Source organism: Pseudomonas rhizosphaerae (genome assembly GCF_000761155.1).
GTDB classification, from domain to species: Bacteria; Pseudomonadota; Gammaproteobacteria; order Pseudomonadales; family Pseudomonadaceae; genus Aquipseudomonas; species Aquipseudomonas rhizosphaerae.
The window spans coordinates 4,247,625-4,264,103 of the sequence record NZ_CP009533.1; the positions used below are offsets into that span (position 1 = coordinate 4,247,625).

Genomic DNA, 16,479 nt, shown 5'->3' on the forward strand with positions numbered 1-16,479 from the left:
TTTATATGAGCAATAAGCAAGCAATCCCCGCTGAAGAAATCGTCGAGCTGACCAAGCTCGCTCTCGAAGACGTCAAGGCCCAGGACATCCTGGTCATCGACGTGCGCGACAAGAACAGCATCACCGATTTCATGGTGATCGCCACCGGTACCTCCAACCGCCAGATCAGCGCCATGCGCGAGAAGGTCCGCGAGCTGGTCAAGGCCAAGGGCGTCAAGCCGCTGGGTGAAGAAGGTGCGGGCGACAGCGATTGGGTCCTGCTCGACCTGGACACCGTCGTGGTGCACATGATGACCGCCGCCGCGCGTCAGTTCTACGACCTGGAACGCCTGTGGCAAGGTGCCGAGCAGAGCCGTGCCGCCAGCGCTGCGCACCATACCCCCGGCCACGAATAAGTTCGGGTCATGCGTCTGCGCCTGATCGCGGTAGGTTCGCGCATGCCCAAGTGGGTGGAAGAGGGCTGGCATGAATATGCCAAGCGTCTGCCCGCCGAGCTGGCGCTGGACCTGGTCGAAATCCCGCTCAATACCCGTGGCAAGAATGCCGACGTCGCCCGCTTTATCCGTCAGGAAGGCGAAGCGATGCTGGCCAAGGTCGGCCCGGGCGAGCGCATCGTCACCCTCGAGGTGCACGGCAAGCCCTGGAGCACCGAGCAGCTGGCGGTGGAACTGGACCGCTGGCGCCTGGACTCGCGCACGGTGAACTTCATGGTCGGCGGCCCCGAGGGGCTGGCGCCGGAAGTCTGCGCCCGGGCCGAGCAGCGCTGGTCGCTGTCGCCGCTGACCTTGCCTCACCCGCTGGTACGGATACTCATCGGTGAACAGCTGTATCGCGCCTGGACCGTGCTGTCCGGGCACCCTTATCACAAATAGGCCGTAAACCAGCCGATGTCCCAGCCGATTCGCCTCAAGGACCACGAGAAAGACGCGCGCACCGTGCGCAGCCGCGTCGTGGTCGGTGCGGCGGCGATCCTGGTGCTGATCTGCGTGCTGATCGCGCGCCTGTATTTCCTGCAGGTGATCCAGTACGAATATCACTCCACGCTTTCGGAAAACAATCGGGTCCACGTGCAGCCGATTCCGCCCACGCGCGGGCTGATCTTCGACCGCAACGGCGTGGTCGTGGCCGACAACCGACCCAGCTTCAGCCTGAGCATGACCCGCGAGCGCTCCGGCGACTGGCGTCAGGTGCTCGACACCATCGTCGAGGTGCTGGAGCTCAGCGAGGAAGACCGGCAACTGTTCGAGCGCCGCATGAAACAGGGGCGCCGGCCGTTCGAGCCTGTGCCCATCCTGTTCGAACTCAACGAAGAACAGATTGCCCGGGTTGCGGTGAACCAGTTCCGCCTGCCCGGTGTGGAAGTGGTTGCGCAACTGGTGCGCCATTACCCGCAGGGCGCGCATTTCGCGCACTCGGTGGGTTATGTCGGACGCATCAACGAGAAGGAACTCAAGACCCTGGACCCGGTGGACTACAGCGGTACCCACCATATCGGCAAGACCGGCATCGAGCGTTTCTACGAGCCGGAACTGCATGGCACGGTGGGGTACGAGGAAGTCGAGACCAACGCCCGTGGCCGCGTGCTGCGGGTGCTCAAACGCACCGATCCGAAACCGGGCAAGGACATCGTCCTGAGCCTCGACATCAAGCTGCAGGAAGCGGCCGAAGAGGCGCTGGGCGGTCGGCGCGGTGCCATCGTGGCGATGGACCCACGCACCGGCGAAGTGCTGGCCATGGTCAGCCAGCCCAGTTTCGACCCCAACCTGTTCGTCACCGGCATCGGCTTCCAGGCCTACGCCGACCTGCGCGATTCGATCGATCGACCACTGTTCAACCGCGTGTTGCGCGGCCTGTATCCGCCGGGTTCGACGATCAAGCCTGCGGTAGCGATCGCCGGTCTGGATTCAGGGGTAATCAATGCCGGTTCACGGGTGTTCGACCCCGGCTTCTATCAATTGCCCAACTACGACCACAAATACCGCAACTGGAACCGCACCGGCGATGGCTGGGTGGACCTGGACACCGCCATCATGCGTTCCAACGACACCTATTTCTATGACCTGGCGCACAAGCTGGGCATCGACAAGCTGGACAGCTACATGGGCCAGTTCGGCATCGGCCAGAAGGTGTCCCTCGACATGTTCGAGGAGTCGCCGGGCCTGATGCCTTCTCGCGAATGGAAGCGCAAGACCCGTCGCCAAGCCTGGTTCCCCGGCGAAACGCTGATCCTGGGCATCGGCCAGGGCTACATGCAGGCCACCCCGCTGCAATTGGCCCAGGCCACCGCTCTGGTGGCCAACAAGGGCAAATGGAATCGTCCGCGGCTGGCGCGGACCATCGAGGGCGCGCCGCCGGTGGACGAGAATCCGGTGCCCGACATCGTGCTGCGCAACCCGTCCGACTGGGGCAAGGTCACCCATGGCATGGAGATGGTCATGCAGGGTGCCCGTGGCACCGCGCGCAAGGCGGCCATCGGCGCCAAGTACCGAATCGCCGGCAAGTCCGGTACGGCCCAGGTCGTCGCCATTCGCCAAGGTGAAAAGTACGACCGCAGCAAGGTCCAGGAACGCCATCGCGACCATGCCCTGTTCGTCGGCTTCGCGCCTGCCGACAACCCACGCATCGTAGTGTCGGTGATGGTCGAGAACGGCGAGTCCGGCTCCGGCGTCGCCGCGCCGGTGGTGCGTCAGATCATGGATGCCTGGCTGCTCGGCCCCGACGGCCAGTTGAAACCCGAATACGCCAGCGCCACGGGCGCGGAGATCACCGCCCTTGAAGAGTAATTTCGATCGCATCCTCTCCAGCGAGGATGTGATGCGTCGCCGTGCGACGTTCCTGCAACGCATCCACATCGACGGCCCTTTGCTGATCCTGCTGCTGACCCTGGCCGCCGGCAGTCTGTTCGTCCTGTATTCGGCCAGCGGCAAGAACTGGGACCTGCTGATCAAGCAGGCCACTTCGTTCGGCCTGGGCCTGGTCTCGATGTTCGTCATCGCCCAGCTGGAACCGCGCTTCATGGCGCGCTGGGTGCCCCTGGCCTACGTGACCGGGGTGATCCTGCTGGTGGTGGTGGACGTCATGGGCCACAACGCCATGGGCGCCACACGGTGGATCAACATTCCCGGGGTCATCCGCTTCCAGCCTTCGGAGTTCATGAAGATCATCATGCCGGCGACCATCGCCTGGTATTTGGCCAAGCGAACCCTGCCGCCGACCCTCAAGCACGTGGCGGCCAGCCTGGCCCTGATCGGCATTCCCTTCGTGCTGATCGTGCGCCAGCCGGACCTGGGTACGTCGCTGCTGATCCTGGCGTCAGGTGCTTTCGTGCTGTTCATGGCCGGACTGCGCTGGCGCTGGATCGTCAGCGTGCTGGCCGCAGCGGTGCCGGTGGCAGTGGGCATGTGGTTCTTCATCATGCACGATTACCAGAAGCAGCGAATCCTGACCTTTCTCGACCCCGAAAGCGATCCGTTGGGGACCGGCTGGAACATCATCCAGTCCAAGGCGGCCATCGGCTCGGGCGGCGTCTTCGGCAAGGGCTGGCTGCTGGGCACCCAGTCACACCTGGATTTCCTGCCCGAAAGCCATACCGACTTCATCATTGCGGTACTGGGCGAGGAGTTCGGCCTGGTCGGCATCTGTGCGCTGCTGCTGATCTATCTGTTGCTGATCGGCCGCGGGCTGGTGATCACCGCACAGGCTCAGACCCTGTACGGAAAGTTGCTGGCTGGCAGCTTGACCATGACTTTTTTTGTTTACGTTTTCGTCAATATCGGTATGGTCAGTGGCCTGCTGCCGGTGGTGGGGGTACCGTTGCCATTCATTAGCTACGGCGGAACTTCGTTGGTGACCCTACTGTCAGCGTTTGGCGTTTTGATGTCGATCCACACCCATCGCAAGTGGATCGCACAGGTTTGAATAAGGTGAGCAATTGCATGCAAGTAATGCGTAGCTGGGCAGCTCGAAACGTTCCCTGGATTGGCCTGATGGGCCTGTTGGGGTCGGCACAGCAAGCCAGCGCCGGCGACTACGGTGGCTCACCGCAGGTGACCCAGTTCATTGGCGAAATGACCCGCGACTACGGCTTCGCCAGCGAGCAGTTGAACGAAGTGTTCAGGGAAGTCGAGCGCAAGCAGTCGATTCTGGACGCCATTTCGCGTCCCGCCGAACGGGTCAAGCCGTGGAGCGAATACCGGCCCATGTTCATCACCGATGCGCGTATCGCCCGCGGTGTCGACTTCTGGCGCCAGCACGAAGCAGTGCTGGCCCGCGCCGAGCGCGAATACGGCGTGCCGGCCCAAATCATCGTCGCGATCATCGGCGTCGAAACCTTCTTTGGCCGCAACACTGGCAATTACCGGGTCATCGACGCGCTGTCCACCCTGAGCTTCGACTACCCGCCGCGAGCGCCTTTCTTCCGCAAGGAGCTGCGCGAGTTCTTCCTGCTGGCGCGCGACGAGCAGCTCGATCCGCTGACGCTCAAGGGCTCGTACGCCGGTGCCATGGGCCTGCCGCAGTTCATGCCCAGCAGCTTCCGCGCCTATGCAGTGGATTTCGATGGCGATGGCCACATCAACATCTGGACCAACCCCGATGACGCCATCGGCAGCGTGGCCAGCTATTTCAAGGAACATGGCTGGGTTGCCGGTCAACCGGTGGTCAGCCGTGCCAGCGTTTCCGGCCCGCAGGTCGACGACGGCTTGAGCCCGGGCATCGACCCGGTCAAGAATGTCGGGCAGTTGCGAGCGTTGGGTTGGTCGAGTCATGATGCGCTGAGTAACGACCTGCCGGTGACTGCCTTTCGCCTGCAGGGCGCCGCAGGCCCGGAATATTGGCTGGGCCTGAAGAATTTCTATGCAATCACTCGCTACAACCGCAGTGTGATGTACGCCATGGCCGTGCACCAACTGTCGGAATCGCTGGTTCAAGCACGGGGCGTCAAGTAATGCGGGCAATGCCGATACGTACATCATCAGCCATCGCGGCCTGCGCGGCACTGGGCCTGTTGCTCGCCAGCTGCTCGTCGACCCCGCCGCCGTCGCGTACCGTGAAGCAGTCGGGCCCGACCGTGAAAGCCATGCCCGGCCTGAACATCAACCGTGCCCACAAGGACGGTGCGCCATGGTGGGACGTCGACGTGTCGAAGATTCCCGACGCCGTGCCGACCCTGCACACCGGCCCGTACAAGGCCAACCCCTATACGGTGCTGGGCAAGACCTACTTCCCGATCGCCGAGTCGCGCCAGTATCAGGCCACCGGCACGGCGTCCTGGTATGGCACCAAGTTTCACGGCCAGAACACCGCCAACGGTGAGGTCTACGACCTGTATGGCATGAGCGCGGCGCACAAGACTCTGCCGCTGCCCAGCTATGTGCGCGTTACCAACCTGGACAACAGCCGCAGCGTGATCCTGCGGGTCAACGACCGCGGGCCGTTCTATTCCGACCGCATCATCGACCTGTCCTATGCGGCGGCGAAAAAGCTGGGTTACGCCGAAACGGGTACGGCGCGAGTCCGCGTCGAAGGCATCGACCCGCAGGAATGGTGGGCGCAACGCGGCCGTCCGGCGCCCCTGGTGCTGAACCAGGGTCCGGTGGTGGCGCAGGCCCGGCCCAACATCACGCCGTCGGCCGGTACGGTCGAGCAATATACGCCACCGCCGCAACAACACGCGGTCGCCACGCTGCCGGTGCAGATGGACGCAAAAAAAAACGGTTCTGCACAAGCGTCTGGCCTGTATCTCCAGGTGGGAGCGTTCGCCAACCCCGACGCTGCGGAACTGCTGCGTTCCAAGCTGAGTTCGATGGTCAGCGCGCCGGCCTTCACCAGCCAGATCGCAGTGAACCAGCAGACGTTCTATCGGGTGCGCCTGGGACCGATCAATTCCCAGGGTGAAGCCCAGCAGATACAAGACAACGTGCGCATGGCCAACCTCGGCGTGCCCAAGTTAGTGACACTGGATTGAACCGCGCCGCCTGCGGGCGGCGCTGCAATGAACGCCCGGCAACGGGCGTGCGACACCGGGCCGACCGCCCACAACAAGACTGCCCGCAAGGGCATGTGCCCATCAGCAATTTCGAGAGACGGATGAACATCACCACATTTGCCAAACGCCTGTGCCTGCTTGTACCGCTGATCATTGCCCCTGCCGCTTGGGCGGCAGATCAGATGATGCCAGCGCCGCCGCAACTGGCTGCCAAGTCCTACGTGCTGATGGAAGCTTCCAGCGGTAACGTGCTGGTTGAAAACAACGGCGACCAGCGTCTGCCGCCTGCCAGCCTGACCAAACTGATGACCGCGTACATCGCGACCCTGGAAATCCGTCGTGGCCAGATCGGCGAGAACGACCCGGTCACCGTCAGCGAAAACGCCTGGCGTACCGGCGGCTCGCGGATGTTCATCAAGGTCGGCACCCAGGTGTCGGTCAGCGACCTGTTGCACGGCATCATCATTCAGTCGGGCAACGACGCCTCGGTGGCGCTCTCCGAGCACATCGCCGGCAGCGAAGACGCCTTCGCCGACATGATGAACACCACGGCCGGCAAGCTGGGCATGACCAACAGCCACTTCATGAACCCGACCGGCCTGCCCAACCCTGAGCATTACTCCACCGCCCACGACATGGCGGTACTGGCCCGCGCGATCATCCACGAAGACCCGGCTCACTATGCGATCTACTCGCAGAAGGAGTTCTTCTGGAACAACATCAAGCAGCCCAACCGCAACCTGCTGCTGTGGCGTGACAAGACCGTCGACGGTCTGAAAACCGGTCACACCGAAGAAGCAGGCTATTGCATGGTGTCTTCGGCCGTACGTGACGGCATGCGCCTGATCGCCGTGGTCTTCGGCACCAACAGCGAGCAGGCCCGCGCTGCCGAAACCCAGAAGCTGCTGACCTACGGTTTCCGCTTCTTCGAAACCCAGACCTTCTACCAGAAGGGCACGGAGCTGGCCAAGGCACCAGTGTGGAAGGGCGACATCCGTGAAATCAAGGCGGGCCTGGCCGAAGACCTGACCATGACGCTGCCCAAGGGCCAGTTGAAGAACCTGGCCGCGAGCATGACCATGAACCCACAGCTGACCGCGCCTATCGCCAAGGGCGACGTGATCGGCAAGGTCGAGGTGAAGAACGGTGACAAGATCGTTCAGACCACTGACCTGATCGCTTTGGACGATGTACAGGAAGGTGGTATTTTCCGCCGCGTATGGGATAGCGTTCGTCTATTCTTCTACGGCTTGTTCAACTGATACCGCGACCCTGCGCCCTCGCCTTTGCAACAGGCGAGGGCGTTGTCGTTTTCACGGTTTACCCGAGGCCGTCATCGCCATGACCGATACCGAAGTAAAAGAACCGAAAATCGAATTCCCCTGCGCCGACTACCCGATCAAGATCATCGGCGACACCGGCGTGGGCTTTCGCGCCACAGTGGTGGAGATCGTCGAGAAGCACGCTACCGTCAATCACGACAAGAACGCCGAGCGCCAGAGCACCAACGGCAACTACACCACCCTGCAGTTGCACATCCTGGCTACAGGCCAAGAACAGCTCTACAACATCAACAGTGAGCTGCGCGCCACCGGCATCGTCAAAATGGTGCTCTGATGCCGCAATGCCTGGGGTTTCGCGAACTCGGCCTGATGCCTTACGAGCCGGTGTGGCACGCGATGCAGCGGTTCACCGATCAGCGCGATGCAGACGCCACCGATGAAGTCTGGCTGGTCCAGCATCCAGCCATCTTCACCCAGGGCCAGGCGGGCAAGGCCGAGCACCTGCTGGTGCCTGGCGACATCCCGGTGGTGCAGGTCGACCGCGGTGGCCAGGTGACCTACCATGGCCCTGGCCAACTGGTGGTGTACCTGCTGCTGGACGTGCGCCGGCTGGGTTACGGTGTGCGCGAGCTGGTGACGCGCATGGAACACACCTTGATCGATCTGCTGGCCTCCTACGACGTGCCGGCCGCAGCTCGCGCGGATGCCCCCGGCGTCTACGTGAATGGCGCGAAGATCGCCTCGCTTGGCTTGCGTATCCGTCGTGGTTGTTCGTTCCACGGCCTGGCGCTGAATGTCGACATGGACCTCGCGCCCTTTGGGCGGATAAATCCATGTGGATATGCCGGCCTGCCGATGACGCAGATGTGCGATCATGTCGCACCCCTTGAATTTGCCGAGGTCAGTGCAAGGCTGCGAGCGCAGCTGGTCAAGCACCTCGACTATGTTGAGCAGACGACCCTTACGGGCGGAATCGACTGATATGACTACCGCGACAGAAGCTGTGCAAACGCTGATCCCCCTGCAGAACCTCGCCGAGGGTGCGCCCAAGGCCAACGCCCCGCGGCCCAAGGTCGAGGCGGGCGTCAAGCTGCGCGGTGCCGAAAAGGTCGCGCGCATCCCGGTCAAGATCATCCCCACCGAAGAGCTGCCGAAAAAGCCCGACTGGATTCGTGTGCGCATTCCGGTGTCGCCTGAAGTCGACCGCATCAAGCAGCTGCTGCGCAAGCACAAGCTGCACAGCGTCTGCGAAGAGGCCAGCTGCCCCAACTTGGGCGAGTGCTTCTCCGGCGGTACCGCAACGTTCATGATCATGGGCGATATCTGCACCCGTCGCTGCCCGTTCTGCGACGTCGGCCACGGTCGTCCCAAGGCGCTAGACGCTGACGAGCCGATGAACCTGGCCGTCGCCATCGCCGATCTGCGTCTGAAGTACGTGGTGATCACCTCGGTAGACCGCGACGACTTGCGCGACGGCGGTGCCCAGCATTTCGCCGACTGCCTGCGCGAGATCCGCAAGCTGTCGCCCGGCGTGCAGTTGGAAACCCTGGTGCCCGACTACCGCGGGCGTATGGACGTGGCCCTGGCCATCACGGCGCAAGAGCCGCCGGATGTGTTCAACCACAACCTGGAAACCGTGCCGCGTCTGTACAAGGCCGCGCGTCCGGGTTCGGACTATCAGTGGTCGCTGACCTTGCTGCAGAAGTTCAAGGAGCTGGTGCCCCATGTGCCGACCAAGTCCGGCCTGATGCTGGGTCTGGGCGAAACCGACGAGGAAGTGATCGAGGTCATGCAGCGCATGCGCGAGCACAACATCGACATGTTGACCCTGGGCCAGTACCTGCAGCCATCGCGCAGCCACTTGCCGGTGCAGCGTTTCGTGCACCCGGACACCTTCGCCTGGTTCGCCGAAGAAGGCCACAAGATGGGCTTCAAGAACGTCGCCTCCGGGCCGTTGGTGCGTTCCTCGTACCACGCCGATCAGCAGGCTCACGAAGCCAAGATCAAGCTCTGACATCTGCCGGCTCAGGGCAGGCACCGCCTGCTCTGAGCCGGACCCACGATTGCGGAGTCATTCCCATGCGATTACCCCCACGCCTGCCCGAACACGGCACGATCGCCCTGATTGCGCCCGCCGGCCCCATTGAACTGGATATCGAAGCAGCGTGCGCCTGGGTCCGAGCGCGCGGTTACACGCTGCGCATCTACCCCGGTGTGTCCCTGGCCCAGGGTTACCTGGCCGGCAGCGACGAAGCCCGCCTGCAAGACCTTCACGACGCGTTTTCAGACCCTGAGGTAGATGCGATCTTCTGCCTACGCGGCGGTTACGGCACACCCCGTCTGCTCGACAAGATCGATTTCGCGCTGCTGGCGCAACATCCCAAGCCTTTCGTGGGCTACAGCGACATCACTGCGCTGCACTTGGCCATCGCTCGCCATGCCGGGTTCGTGACTTTCCACGGGCCGTTGTTCAAGTCCGATCTGCTGACGCAGAAGCAAGCGCCTACCGAGTCTTCGTTGTGGCAAATGCTGCGCGGCGAGCTGAGGGCACGGGACCTGTTGCGGCACCCTCCAACGTGGCCGCTGACCACGATACTGCCTGGCCAGGCCCAAGGCCGCCTGATGGGTGGCAATCTGGCGATGATCAGTGCCACGCTGGGCACGGCGTATGAGCTGCCCAGCGACGACATCGTGTTGTTCATCGAGGACGTCAACGAGCCGCTGTACCGCGTGGATCGGTTTCTGAATCACCTGCGCCTGGCGGGCAAGTTGCGTGGTGTGCGTGGCGTGATCGTCGGAGACTTCGCCGGCATCGGCGTCGAGCAGATGACGCCGTTGCTGCTAGACACGTTCCAGGCCGAAGGCATTCCTGTGCTGGCCGGATGGCGCAGTGGCCATTGCGACCCGAACCTGACCCTGCCCCTGGGTGTGCAGGTCAGGCTCGACACCACCGAGCAACAGCTCTGGTTGGAGCAGGACGTAGTGGCCTAGGCGACGCCAAGGCCACATAGACCTGTTACTGCTGCGTCCGCAGCGCCTCAAGCAGCTTGTGGGTCGGATAGCCGTCGGCTGGCCAGCCCATGCTTTGCTGAGCGCTGCGGATCGCCTTGCGGGTATTGGCGCCAATGATGCCGTCCGGCGCACCCGCGTCGTAGTTGCGCGCACTCAGCAGGCTCTGCAGTTCGATGCGCTCGGTACGCGTAAGCGGCGTGTCATCCTTGGGCCAAGCGCCCTGAATGTAGCCCGACCCTTGCAGGCGCTGCGCCAGCAGACTGACGCCCAATGCGTAGGACGAAGAGTTGTTGTACTTCAGGATCGCGCGGAAATTGTCGAACACCAGGAATGCCGGGCCACGGTAGCCGGCCGGCAGAAGCAGCGCCGCCGATGCGTTCTCGCTGCCTGCCGGGACCGCGCTGCCTGGCAAGGCTGCAACGCCCAGGCGCTGCCATTCGCTGACCGGCTTGCGGCTGCTGCCGTCGGCCAGGGCGTAGTCGAAGCCGTCGGGCAGGCGCACTTCCATCCCCCAGGTCTGGCCGCTCTGCCAGCCCGAGCTCTGTAGATAGTGGGCAGTGGAGGCCAGGGCGTCGGCGGCGCTGTTCCAGATGTCGCGACGGCCATCGCCGTCGAAGTCCACGGCATGGGAATTGTAGGTGGTGGGGATGAACTGGGTCTGGCCCATGGCACCGGCCCAGGAGCCCAGCATGCGCTCAGGCTGGATGTCGCCGTTCTGCAGGATCTGCAACGCAGCCAGCAGTTGGCTTTGCGCGAACTCCGGGCGGCGGCCTTCGTAAGCCAGAGTCGCCAACGAGCGAATCACCGATTTGTCGCCCTGGATCTGGCCGAAGCTGCTTTCCATGCCCCACACGGCAACCAGCACCTGGCGCTCGACGCCGTAGCGCTGTTCGATGCTCGACAGCACGTCGGCATACTGCTCGAGCATGGCCTGGCCACGGCGCACGCGGGTCGGAGAGATAGCGCCGTCGAGGTATTCCCATACCGGGCGGCTGAATTCGGGTTGGCTGCGATCGGCCTTGATCACGCTCATGTCGGGCGTGACGCCCTCGAAGGCGCGGTCGAACAGTTGCGCGTCGACGCCACTGCGCAAAGCTTGCTGGCGAAAGCCCTGTTGCCATTCGGCGAATGTCTGGGTCGGCAGCACCGGCGTGTCGACGCTGCTCGGCGCAGGCGCCATGGGCACCGGCAGCGAAGGCTGGACGATCGGCGCGGGCAGGGTGTCGGCGACGGTAGGTTTTTCCGCGCAGGCAACCAGCAAGGCCAGGCAGATAGTCACGGCGAACTGGCGCATGGGCCAGCCAGAGGTACGACGAGAAGACATTCACAAGTCCAGGGCTTTCGGGGCAGAGGCAAACCTTAACATGCCAGCGGAACCTGTAGCATGGGTTTAGCCTTGTAAGCGCTTACCCTGACACACGCGATACCGCCTTTTCAGGCACACCTGGATCCTCTGTGGGAGCGGTCATCGGCCGCGAAAAAGGCATTGCGTTGTGTCTGGAGTACTGCGGTGCGGTTTTCGCGGCCGCAGACCGCTCCCACTGACATATGCAAGTTCAGTGTGTCGGCGGGTTGCTATGGAAACGGGTCTTGACCGGGCAGAGGCAACGTTATTCGGCAGGAAGGGCCAGGCGCTGGCCCGCCATCAACAACGACAGGCGCGACAACCCCACCCACACCGAACCCGGCGCCTGGCCCTTGATCTGCGCGTCGATGCGTTGTGCATCCTGCAGCAGTTGTGCCCAGCGCAGCGCCGAATGCCGTTGCAGGGCTTTGCTCATCAGCGGCTTGCGCTTGTCCCACACCGGCGGACGGGCCTGGCTGAAGGCCTTGTCCAGTGGCACACCCTGGCTGTATTGCTGCGACAGGCTGGCCAGCAGGCGCAGCTCACGGGCCAGCGCCCAAAGGATGACCGGAGGCTCGACACCTTCGCCGCGCAAGCCTTCGAGCATGCGCAGCGCATGTTCGGCCTGGCCATTGAGGATCGCATCGATCAGCCCGAACACGTCGAAGCGGGCACTGTCGGCCACCGCCGATTGCACCGTTTCCAGGGTGATCTGATTACCCTCGGCCAGCAGCTTGAGCTTCTCGATTTCCTGGGCTGCAGCCAGCAGATTACCTTCCACCCGCGCGGCGATCAGTTCGACCGCGTCCGGCGGTGCGGCCAGCCCGGCCTGGGCCAGGCGCTGACGGATCCATTGCGGCAACTGCTGCGCATCCACCGGCCAGATCTGCACGAACTGCGTGTGCGCGCCGTCGACCAGGGCCTTGCCCCATTTGGTTTTCTGCGCACTGCCGTCCAGCTTGGGCAGGCTGATCAACAGCAGGGTGTCTTCGGCCGGCCGCGAGCAATATTCGATCAACGCGGCGGCGCCCTTGTCGCCCGGCTTGCCCGACGGCAAGCGCAGTTCCAGCAGGCGTCGCTCGGCGAACAGCGACAGGCTGGCGCCTGCTTGCAGCAGGGTGCCCCAGTCGAAGTTGTTGTCGGCGCTAAACACCTGGCGCTCGTCGAAGCCCTGTTGACGCGCCGCCGCGCGAATGGCGTCGGCCGCTTCCTGACAAAGCAGCGGATCGTCGCCGCTGACCACGTAGACGGGCGCTAGCGGGCCTTGCAGGTGTTTGCCGAGCTGGGCGGGGCTGATCTTCATGGACGCATCGACAGGGTGGGAATCTTCACAGGCGCAATGACAGCGAAAAGGGCGCCTGAGCGCCCTTGTCTGCCTTACTGGTTGGGGATCTGGATCGGCGACTGCTGTGGCGTCGCATCCATCACACGCTGGGCTTCGGCAGCGGCGTCGGCCTCAGCCTTGGCACGGGCGTTGGCGTCCACTTGCAGCTTCTGCAACTGGGCAGGCGTGATCTGCTGCAGACGCAGCATCATGCGCTGAACCAGTTCGTTGCGCATTTCACGACGCACCTGGCTGGCTTCCTGGTCCGAGCCGGTCAGGTTGTTGCCGTCGTGCACGTAGACTTTCTGCACCTCGATCTTGTCGTTGAGCAGGGTCAGGTTGTTCTGCCCGCGAATCTCGTACTGCAGCGTGTTGCTCAGCTCGTACTCGGACGAACGCGCCGAACCGCTGTAGCTGGCCGTGCGCTGGTTACCACGCTCGTCCACCAGGTCCAGGGTGTACGGTGCGCCACTGGCCACGTTGACCCCGCTGCCCTGCAGCGCCTTGCGCAGTTGCACCACGGTCTGGCCGTAGGCGTCGCGAGCGGTCAGGTTGAGTTCCTTGATGGCCATCTCGTTGGTACCGGTACCGCGGAGCTGGAAACCACAGGCGCTCAGCAGGACAGCCAGGCCCATCACCAGCAGATTGCGTTTGATCATCTTGTTGCTCCCTAGAAACCTTGTTGGCTGTGGCGTGCTTGACGGGCGCCCGGCACAGCGGGCGCCGGTCGGTCAGCTGGCGACGATGTTGACCAGTTTACCCGGTACGACGATGACCTTGCGGATGGTCAGGCCGTCGGTGAAACGCAGCACGTTCTCGTTGACCCGTGCGGCGGCTTCGATCTCTTCGCGGCTGGCGCTGGCGGGCATGTCGATCTGCCCGCGCAGCTTGCCGTTGACCTGGATGACCAGCTGCAGGCTGTCCTGCACCAGGGCCGATTCGTCCAGCGTCGGCCAGGCGGCGTCGATCACCGCGTCGGCGTGACCCAGCTGCTGCCAGAGCTCGTGGCTGATGTGCGGCGTGATCGGCGCCAGCAGCAGAGTCACGGTTTCCAGGCCTTCGTGCAGCAAGGCACGATCCTGGGCCGTGGCCTGCGGGGCCTTCTCCAGCACGTTCATCAGCGTCATCACCTGGGCGATGGCGGTGTTGAACTTGTGATTCTGGCCCACGTCCTGACTGGCCTGCTTGATCGCCAGGTGAATCGCGCGGCGAACGGCTTTCTGCTCGTCGTCCAGGGTCGCGACATCGAGCGGGGCATGCGAACCCTGGCCAACATGTGCCTGCGCCAGGCGCCACACGCGCTTGAGGAAGCGATGCGAGCCTTCGACGCCGGAATCGGACCACTCAAGGCTCATGTCGGGCGGCGAGGCGAACATCATGAACAGGCGGCAGGTGTCGGCACCGTACTGGTCGATCATCGATTGCGGATCGACGCCGTTGTTCTTCGACTTGGCCATCTTCTCGGTCCCGCCGATTTCCACCGGCAGGCCGTCGCTGATGAGCTTGGCCGAGACAATCTTGGCCTTGGCATCGCGGACCAGCTCGACGTCGGCCGGGTTGTACCAGGTCTTGCTGCCATTGGCTTCGAGACGGTAATAGGTTTCAGCGATGACCATGCCCTGGGTGAGCAGATTCTTGAACGGCTCGTTGGAGCTGACCAGGCCTTCGTCGCGCATCAGCTTGTGGAAGAAGCGCGCGTACAGCAGGTGCAGAATCGCGTGCTCGATACCGCCGATGTACTGGTCCACGGGCAGCCAGTGGTTGGCAGCGGCCGGATCGACCATGCCGCCTTCATAGTGCGGCGAAGCGTAGCGGGCGAAGTACCAGGACGATTCCACGAAGGTGTCCATGGTGTCGGTTTCGCGCTTGGCCGGCGCGCCGCATGTCGGGCAGCTGCACTCGTAGAATTCGGGCATGCGCGCCAGTGGCGAACCGGCGCCATCGGGGACGACGTCTTCGGGGAGCACGACCGGCAGTTGGTCCTCCGGGACCGGTACGTCGCCGCAGGTATCGCAGTGCACGATCGGGATCGGGCAGCCCCAGTAGCGCTGGCGGCTGATACCCCAATCACGCAGGCGGAACTGGGTACGCGACTTGCCCAGGTCTTTCTTGATCAAGGCCACTTCGATGGCGTCGAACGCGCCTTCGAAGTCGAGCCCGTCGAATTCGCCGGAATTGATCAGCGGACCGTGCTCGTTATAGGCCGCGACCCAAGGCGCAGGCGTGAGGTCGCCGGCACTGGTGCGCACCACCGGCTTGATCGGCAGGTCGTACTTCAAGGCGAATTCGAAATCGCGCTCGTCGTGGGCCGGAACGGCCATGACCGCGCCGTCACCGTAGTGCATCAACACGTAGTTGGCGACCCAGACCGGCAGCTTCTCGCCGGTCAGCGGGTGCTCGACGAACAGCGCGGTCGGCATGCCGCGCTTTTCCTGGGTGGCGACGTCGGCCTCGGCCACGCTGCCGCTCTTGCACTCATCGATGAAGGCTTGCAGGGCAGTATCGGAACGTGCGGCCAGGGTCGCCAGCGGATGTTCTGCGGCGACGGCAACGTAGGTGGCGCCCATCAACGTGTCGGGACGGGTGGTGAACACCTTCAGCGTGCCGGCTTCGCCGATCGAAGCCTGGTGATACGGGAACTGCACCTCCATGCCCTTGGACTTGCCGATCCAGTTGCGCTGCATGGTCTTGACCTGTTCCGGCCAGCCTGGCAGTTCGTCGAGGCTCTCCAGCAGCTCGTCGGCGTAGGCAGTGATCTTGAAGTAGTACATCGGGATTTCGCGCTTCTCGATGAGCGCGCCCGAACGCCAGCCACGACCGTCGATGACCTGTTCGTTGGCCAGCACCGTCTGGTCGACCGGGTCCCAGTTCACCGTGCCGTTCTTGCGGTAGATCACGCCTTTGTCGAACAGACGAGTGAACAGCCACTGTTCCCAGCGATAGTAGTCGGGCTTGCAGGTGGTGACTTCGCGCGACCAGTCGATGGCCAGGCCCAGGCTCTTGAGCTGGGTCTTCATGTAGGCGATGTTTTCGTACGTCCACTTGGCCGGCGCGACGTTGTTCTTCATGGCCGCGTTTTCCGCCGGCATGCCGAAGGCGTCCCAACCCATGGGCTGCAGGACGTTCTTGCCCTGCATGCGCTGGTAGCGCGCGATCACATCGCCGATGGTGTAGTTGCGCACGTGCCCCATGTGCAGTTTGCCGCTGGGGTAGGGGAACATCGACAGGCAGTAGTACGTGTCCTTGCCTGGCTGTTCACTCACTTCAAAAGACTTCTTCGCGTCCCAGAACGACTGGGCGGCGGCTTCGATTTCGCGGGGCTGATAGAGTTCGTGCATGGCTACTTTGCGCTGAGAAATGGGTGACCTTATCCGGCAGCTGCTAAAGAGGCTGAGCCTGTTGGCAAGGTACGATGATATTAAACGCCGTAGCATACATGACCCCCGTCTATCGAGGGAAACCCAGATTGCAGCCGCCTTGGCTGCGGCAGGCACTTGACGCATTCCGTTGGTCGCTGCAACCGGCTGAT

At 63.3% G+C, this 16,479-nt stretch carries 15 protein-coding genes; 11 read left to right on the forward strand and 4 right to left on the reverse strand.

Annotated elements, in window-relative coordinates:
- Nucleotides 1-5 precede the first annotated feature (5 nt).
- The 11 genes from rsfS (at nt 6) to LT40_RS18845 (ending at nt 10,260) form a co-directional block, all read left to right on the forward strand.
- The gene (rsfS, locus tag LT40_RS18795; RefSeq protein ID WP_043192646.1) at nt 6-395 is read left to right on the forward strand and encodes a ribosome silencing factor; all 390 of its coding nucleotides are present in this window, start codon (nt 6-8) and stop codon (nt 393-395) included.
- 9 nt (nt 396-404) lie between these two features.
- Nucleotides 405-872: a 23S rRNA (pseudouridine(1915)-N(3))-methyltransferase RlmH gene (rlmH, locus tag LT40_RS18800; RefSeq protein ID WP_043192648.1), complete on the forward strand. Its 468-nt coding sequence runs from the start codon at nt 405-407 to the stop codon at nt 870-872.
- A gap of 15 nt (nt 873-887) precedes the next feature.
- Nucleotides 888-2,783 (forward strand): penicillin-binding protein 2, encoded by a 1,896-nt coding sequence (gene mrdA, locus LT40_RS18805; protein ID WP_043192651.1) that lies wholly within the window; start codon nt 888-890, stop codon nt 2,781-2,783.
- A 31-nt stretch (nt 2,784-2,814) separates the two neighbouring features.
- The gene (gene rodA / locus LT40_RS18810; protein ID WP_052393476.1) at nt 2,815-3,918 is read left to right on the forward strand and encodes a rod shape-determining protein RodA; all 1,104 of its coding nucleotides are present in this window, start codon (nt 2,815-2,817) and stop codon (nt 3,916-3,918) included.
- Between the two features lie 17 nt (nt 3,919-3,935).
- The gene (mltB, locus tag LT40_RS18815; protein WP_043192655.1) at nt 3,936-4,946 is read left to right on the forward strand and encodes a lytic murein transglycosylase B; all 1,011 of its coding nucleotides are present in this window, start codon (nt 3,936-3,938) and stop codon (nt 4,944-4,946) included.
- The gene (locus tag LT40_RS18820) at nt 4,946-5,965 is read left to right on the forward strand and encodes a septal ring lytic transglycosylase RlpA family protein (protein ID WP_043192657.1); all 1,020 of its coding nucleotides are present in this window, start codon (nt 4,946-4,948) and stop codon (nt 5,963-5,965) included. Before mltB ends, LT40_RS18820 begins: the two co-directional genes overlap by 1 nt.
- 122 nt (nt 5,966-6,087) lie before the next feature.
- Complete coding sequence (locus tag LT40_RS18825; RefSeq protein ID WP_043192659.1) at nt 6,088-7,248, forward strand: D-alanyl-D-alanine carboxypeptidase family protein; 1,161 nt, start codon at nt 6,088-6,090, stop codon at nt 7,246-7,248.
- Nucleotides 7,249-7,327: 79 nt separating this feature from the next.
- The gene (locus LT40_RS18830; protein WP_043192661.1) at nt 7,328-7,603 is read left to right on the forward strand and encodes a DUF493 domain-containing protein; all 276 of its coding nucleotides are present in this window, start codon (nt 7,328-7,330) and stop codon (nt 7,601-7,603) included.
- Nucleotides 7,603-8,250: a lipoyl(octanoyl) transferase LipB gene (gene lipB, locus LT40_RS18835; protein WP_043192663.1), complete on the forward strand. Its 648-nt coding sequence runs from the start codon at nt 7,603-7,605 to the stop codon at nt 8,248-8,250. The genes LT40_RS18830 and lipB overlap by 1 nt, the downstream gene beginning before the upstream one ends.
- A 1-nt stretch (nt 8,251) precedes the next feature.
- Nucleotides 8,252-9,283, forward strand: a complete 1,032-nt coding sequence (gene lipA / locus LT40_RS18840; protein WP_043192665.1) for a lipoyl synthase — start codon at nt 8,252-8,254, stop codon at nt 9,281-9,283.
- A 65-nt stretch (nt 9,284-9,348) separates the two neighbouring features.
- A complete protein-coding gene (locus LT40_RS18845) occupies nt 9,349-10,260 on the forward strand; it encodes a S66 peptidase family protein (RefSeq protein ID WP_043192667.1) in 912 nt (303 codons plus the stop codon).
- 25 nt (nt 10,261-10,285) lie between these two features.
- On the opposite strand, the gene LT40_RS18850 is transcribed toward LT40_RS18845, so the two are convergent.
- From LT40_RS18850 to leuS, 4 genes are all read right to left on the reverse strand, one after another.
- On the reverse strand, nt 10,286-11,605 hold the full coding sequence (locus LT40_RS18850) for a lytic murein transglycosylase (RefSeq protein ID WP_043192669.1): 1,320 nt from the start codon (nt 11,603-11,605) through the stop codon (nt 10,286-10,288).
- A gap of 286 nt (nt 11,606-11,891) precedes the next feature.
- Complete coding sequence (holA, locus tag LT40_RS18855) at nt 11,892-12,929, reverse strand: DNA polymerase III subunit delta (RefSeq protein WP_043192671.1); 1,038 nt, start codon at nt 12,927-12,929, stop codon at nt 11,892-11,894.
- Between the two features lie 74 nt (nt 12,930-13,003).
- Entirely contained in the window at nt 13,004-13,609 is a 606-nt protein-coding gene (locus LT40_RS18860) for an LPS-assembly lipoprotein LptE (RefSeq protein WP_043192673.1), read from the reverse strand.
- Between the two features lie 72 nt (nt 13,610-13,681).
- The gene (leuS, locus tag LT40_RS18865) at nt 13,682-16,288 is read right to left on the reverse strand and encodes a leucine--tRNA ligase (protein ID WP_043192675.1); all 2,607 of its coding nucleotides are present in this window, start codon (nt 16,286-16,288) and stop codon (nt 13,682-13,684) included.
- Between the last annotated feature and the right edge of the window lie 191 nt (nt 16,289-16,479).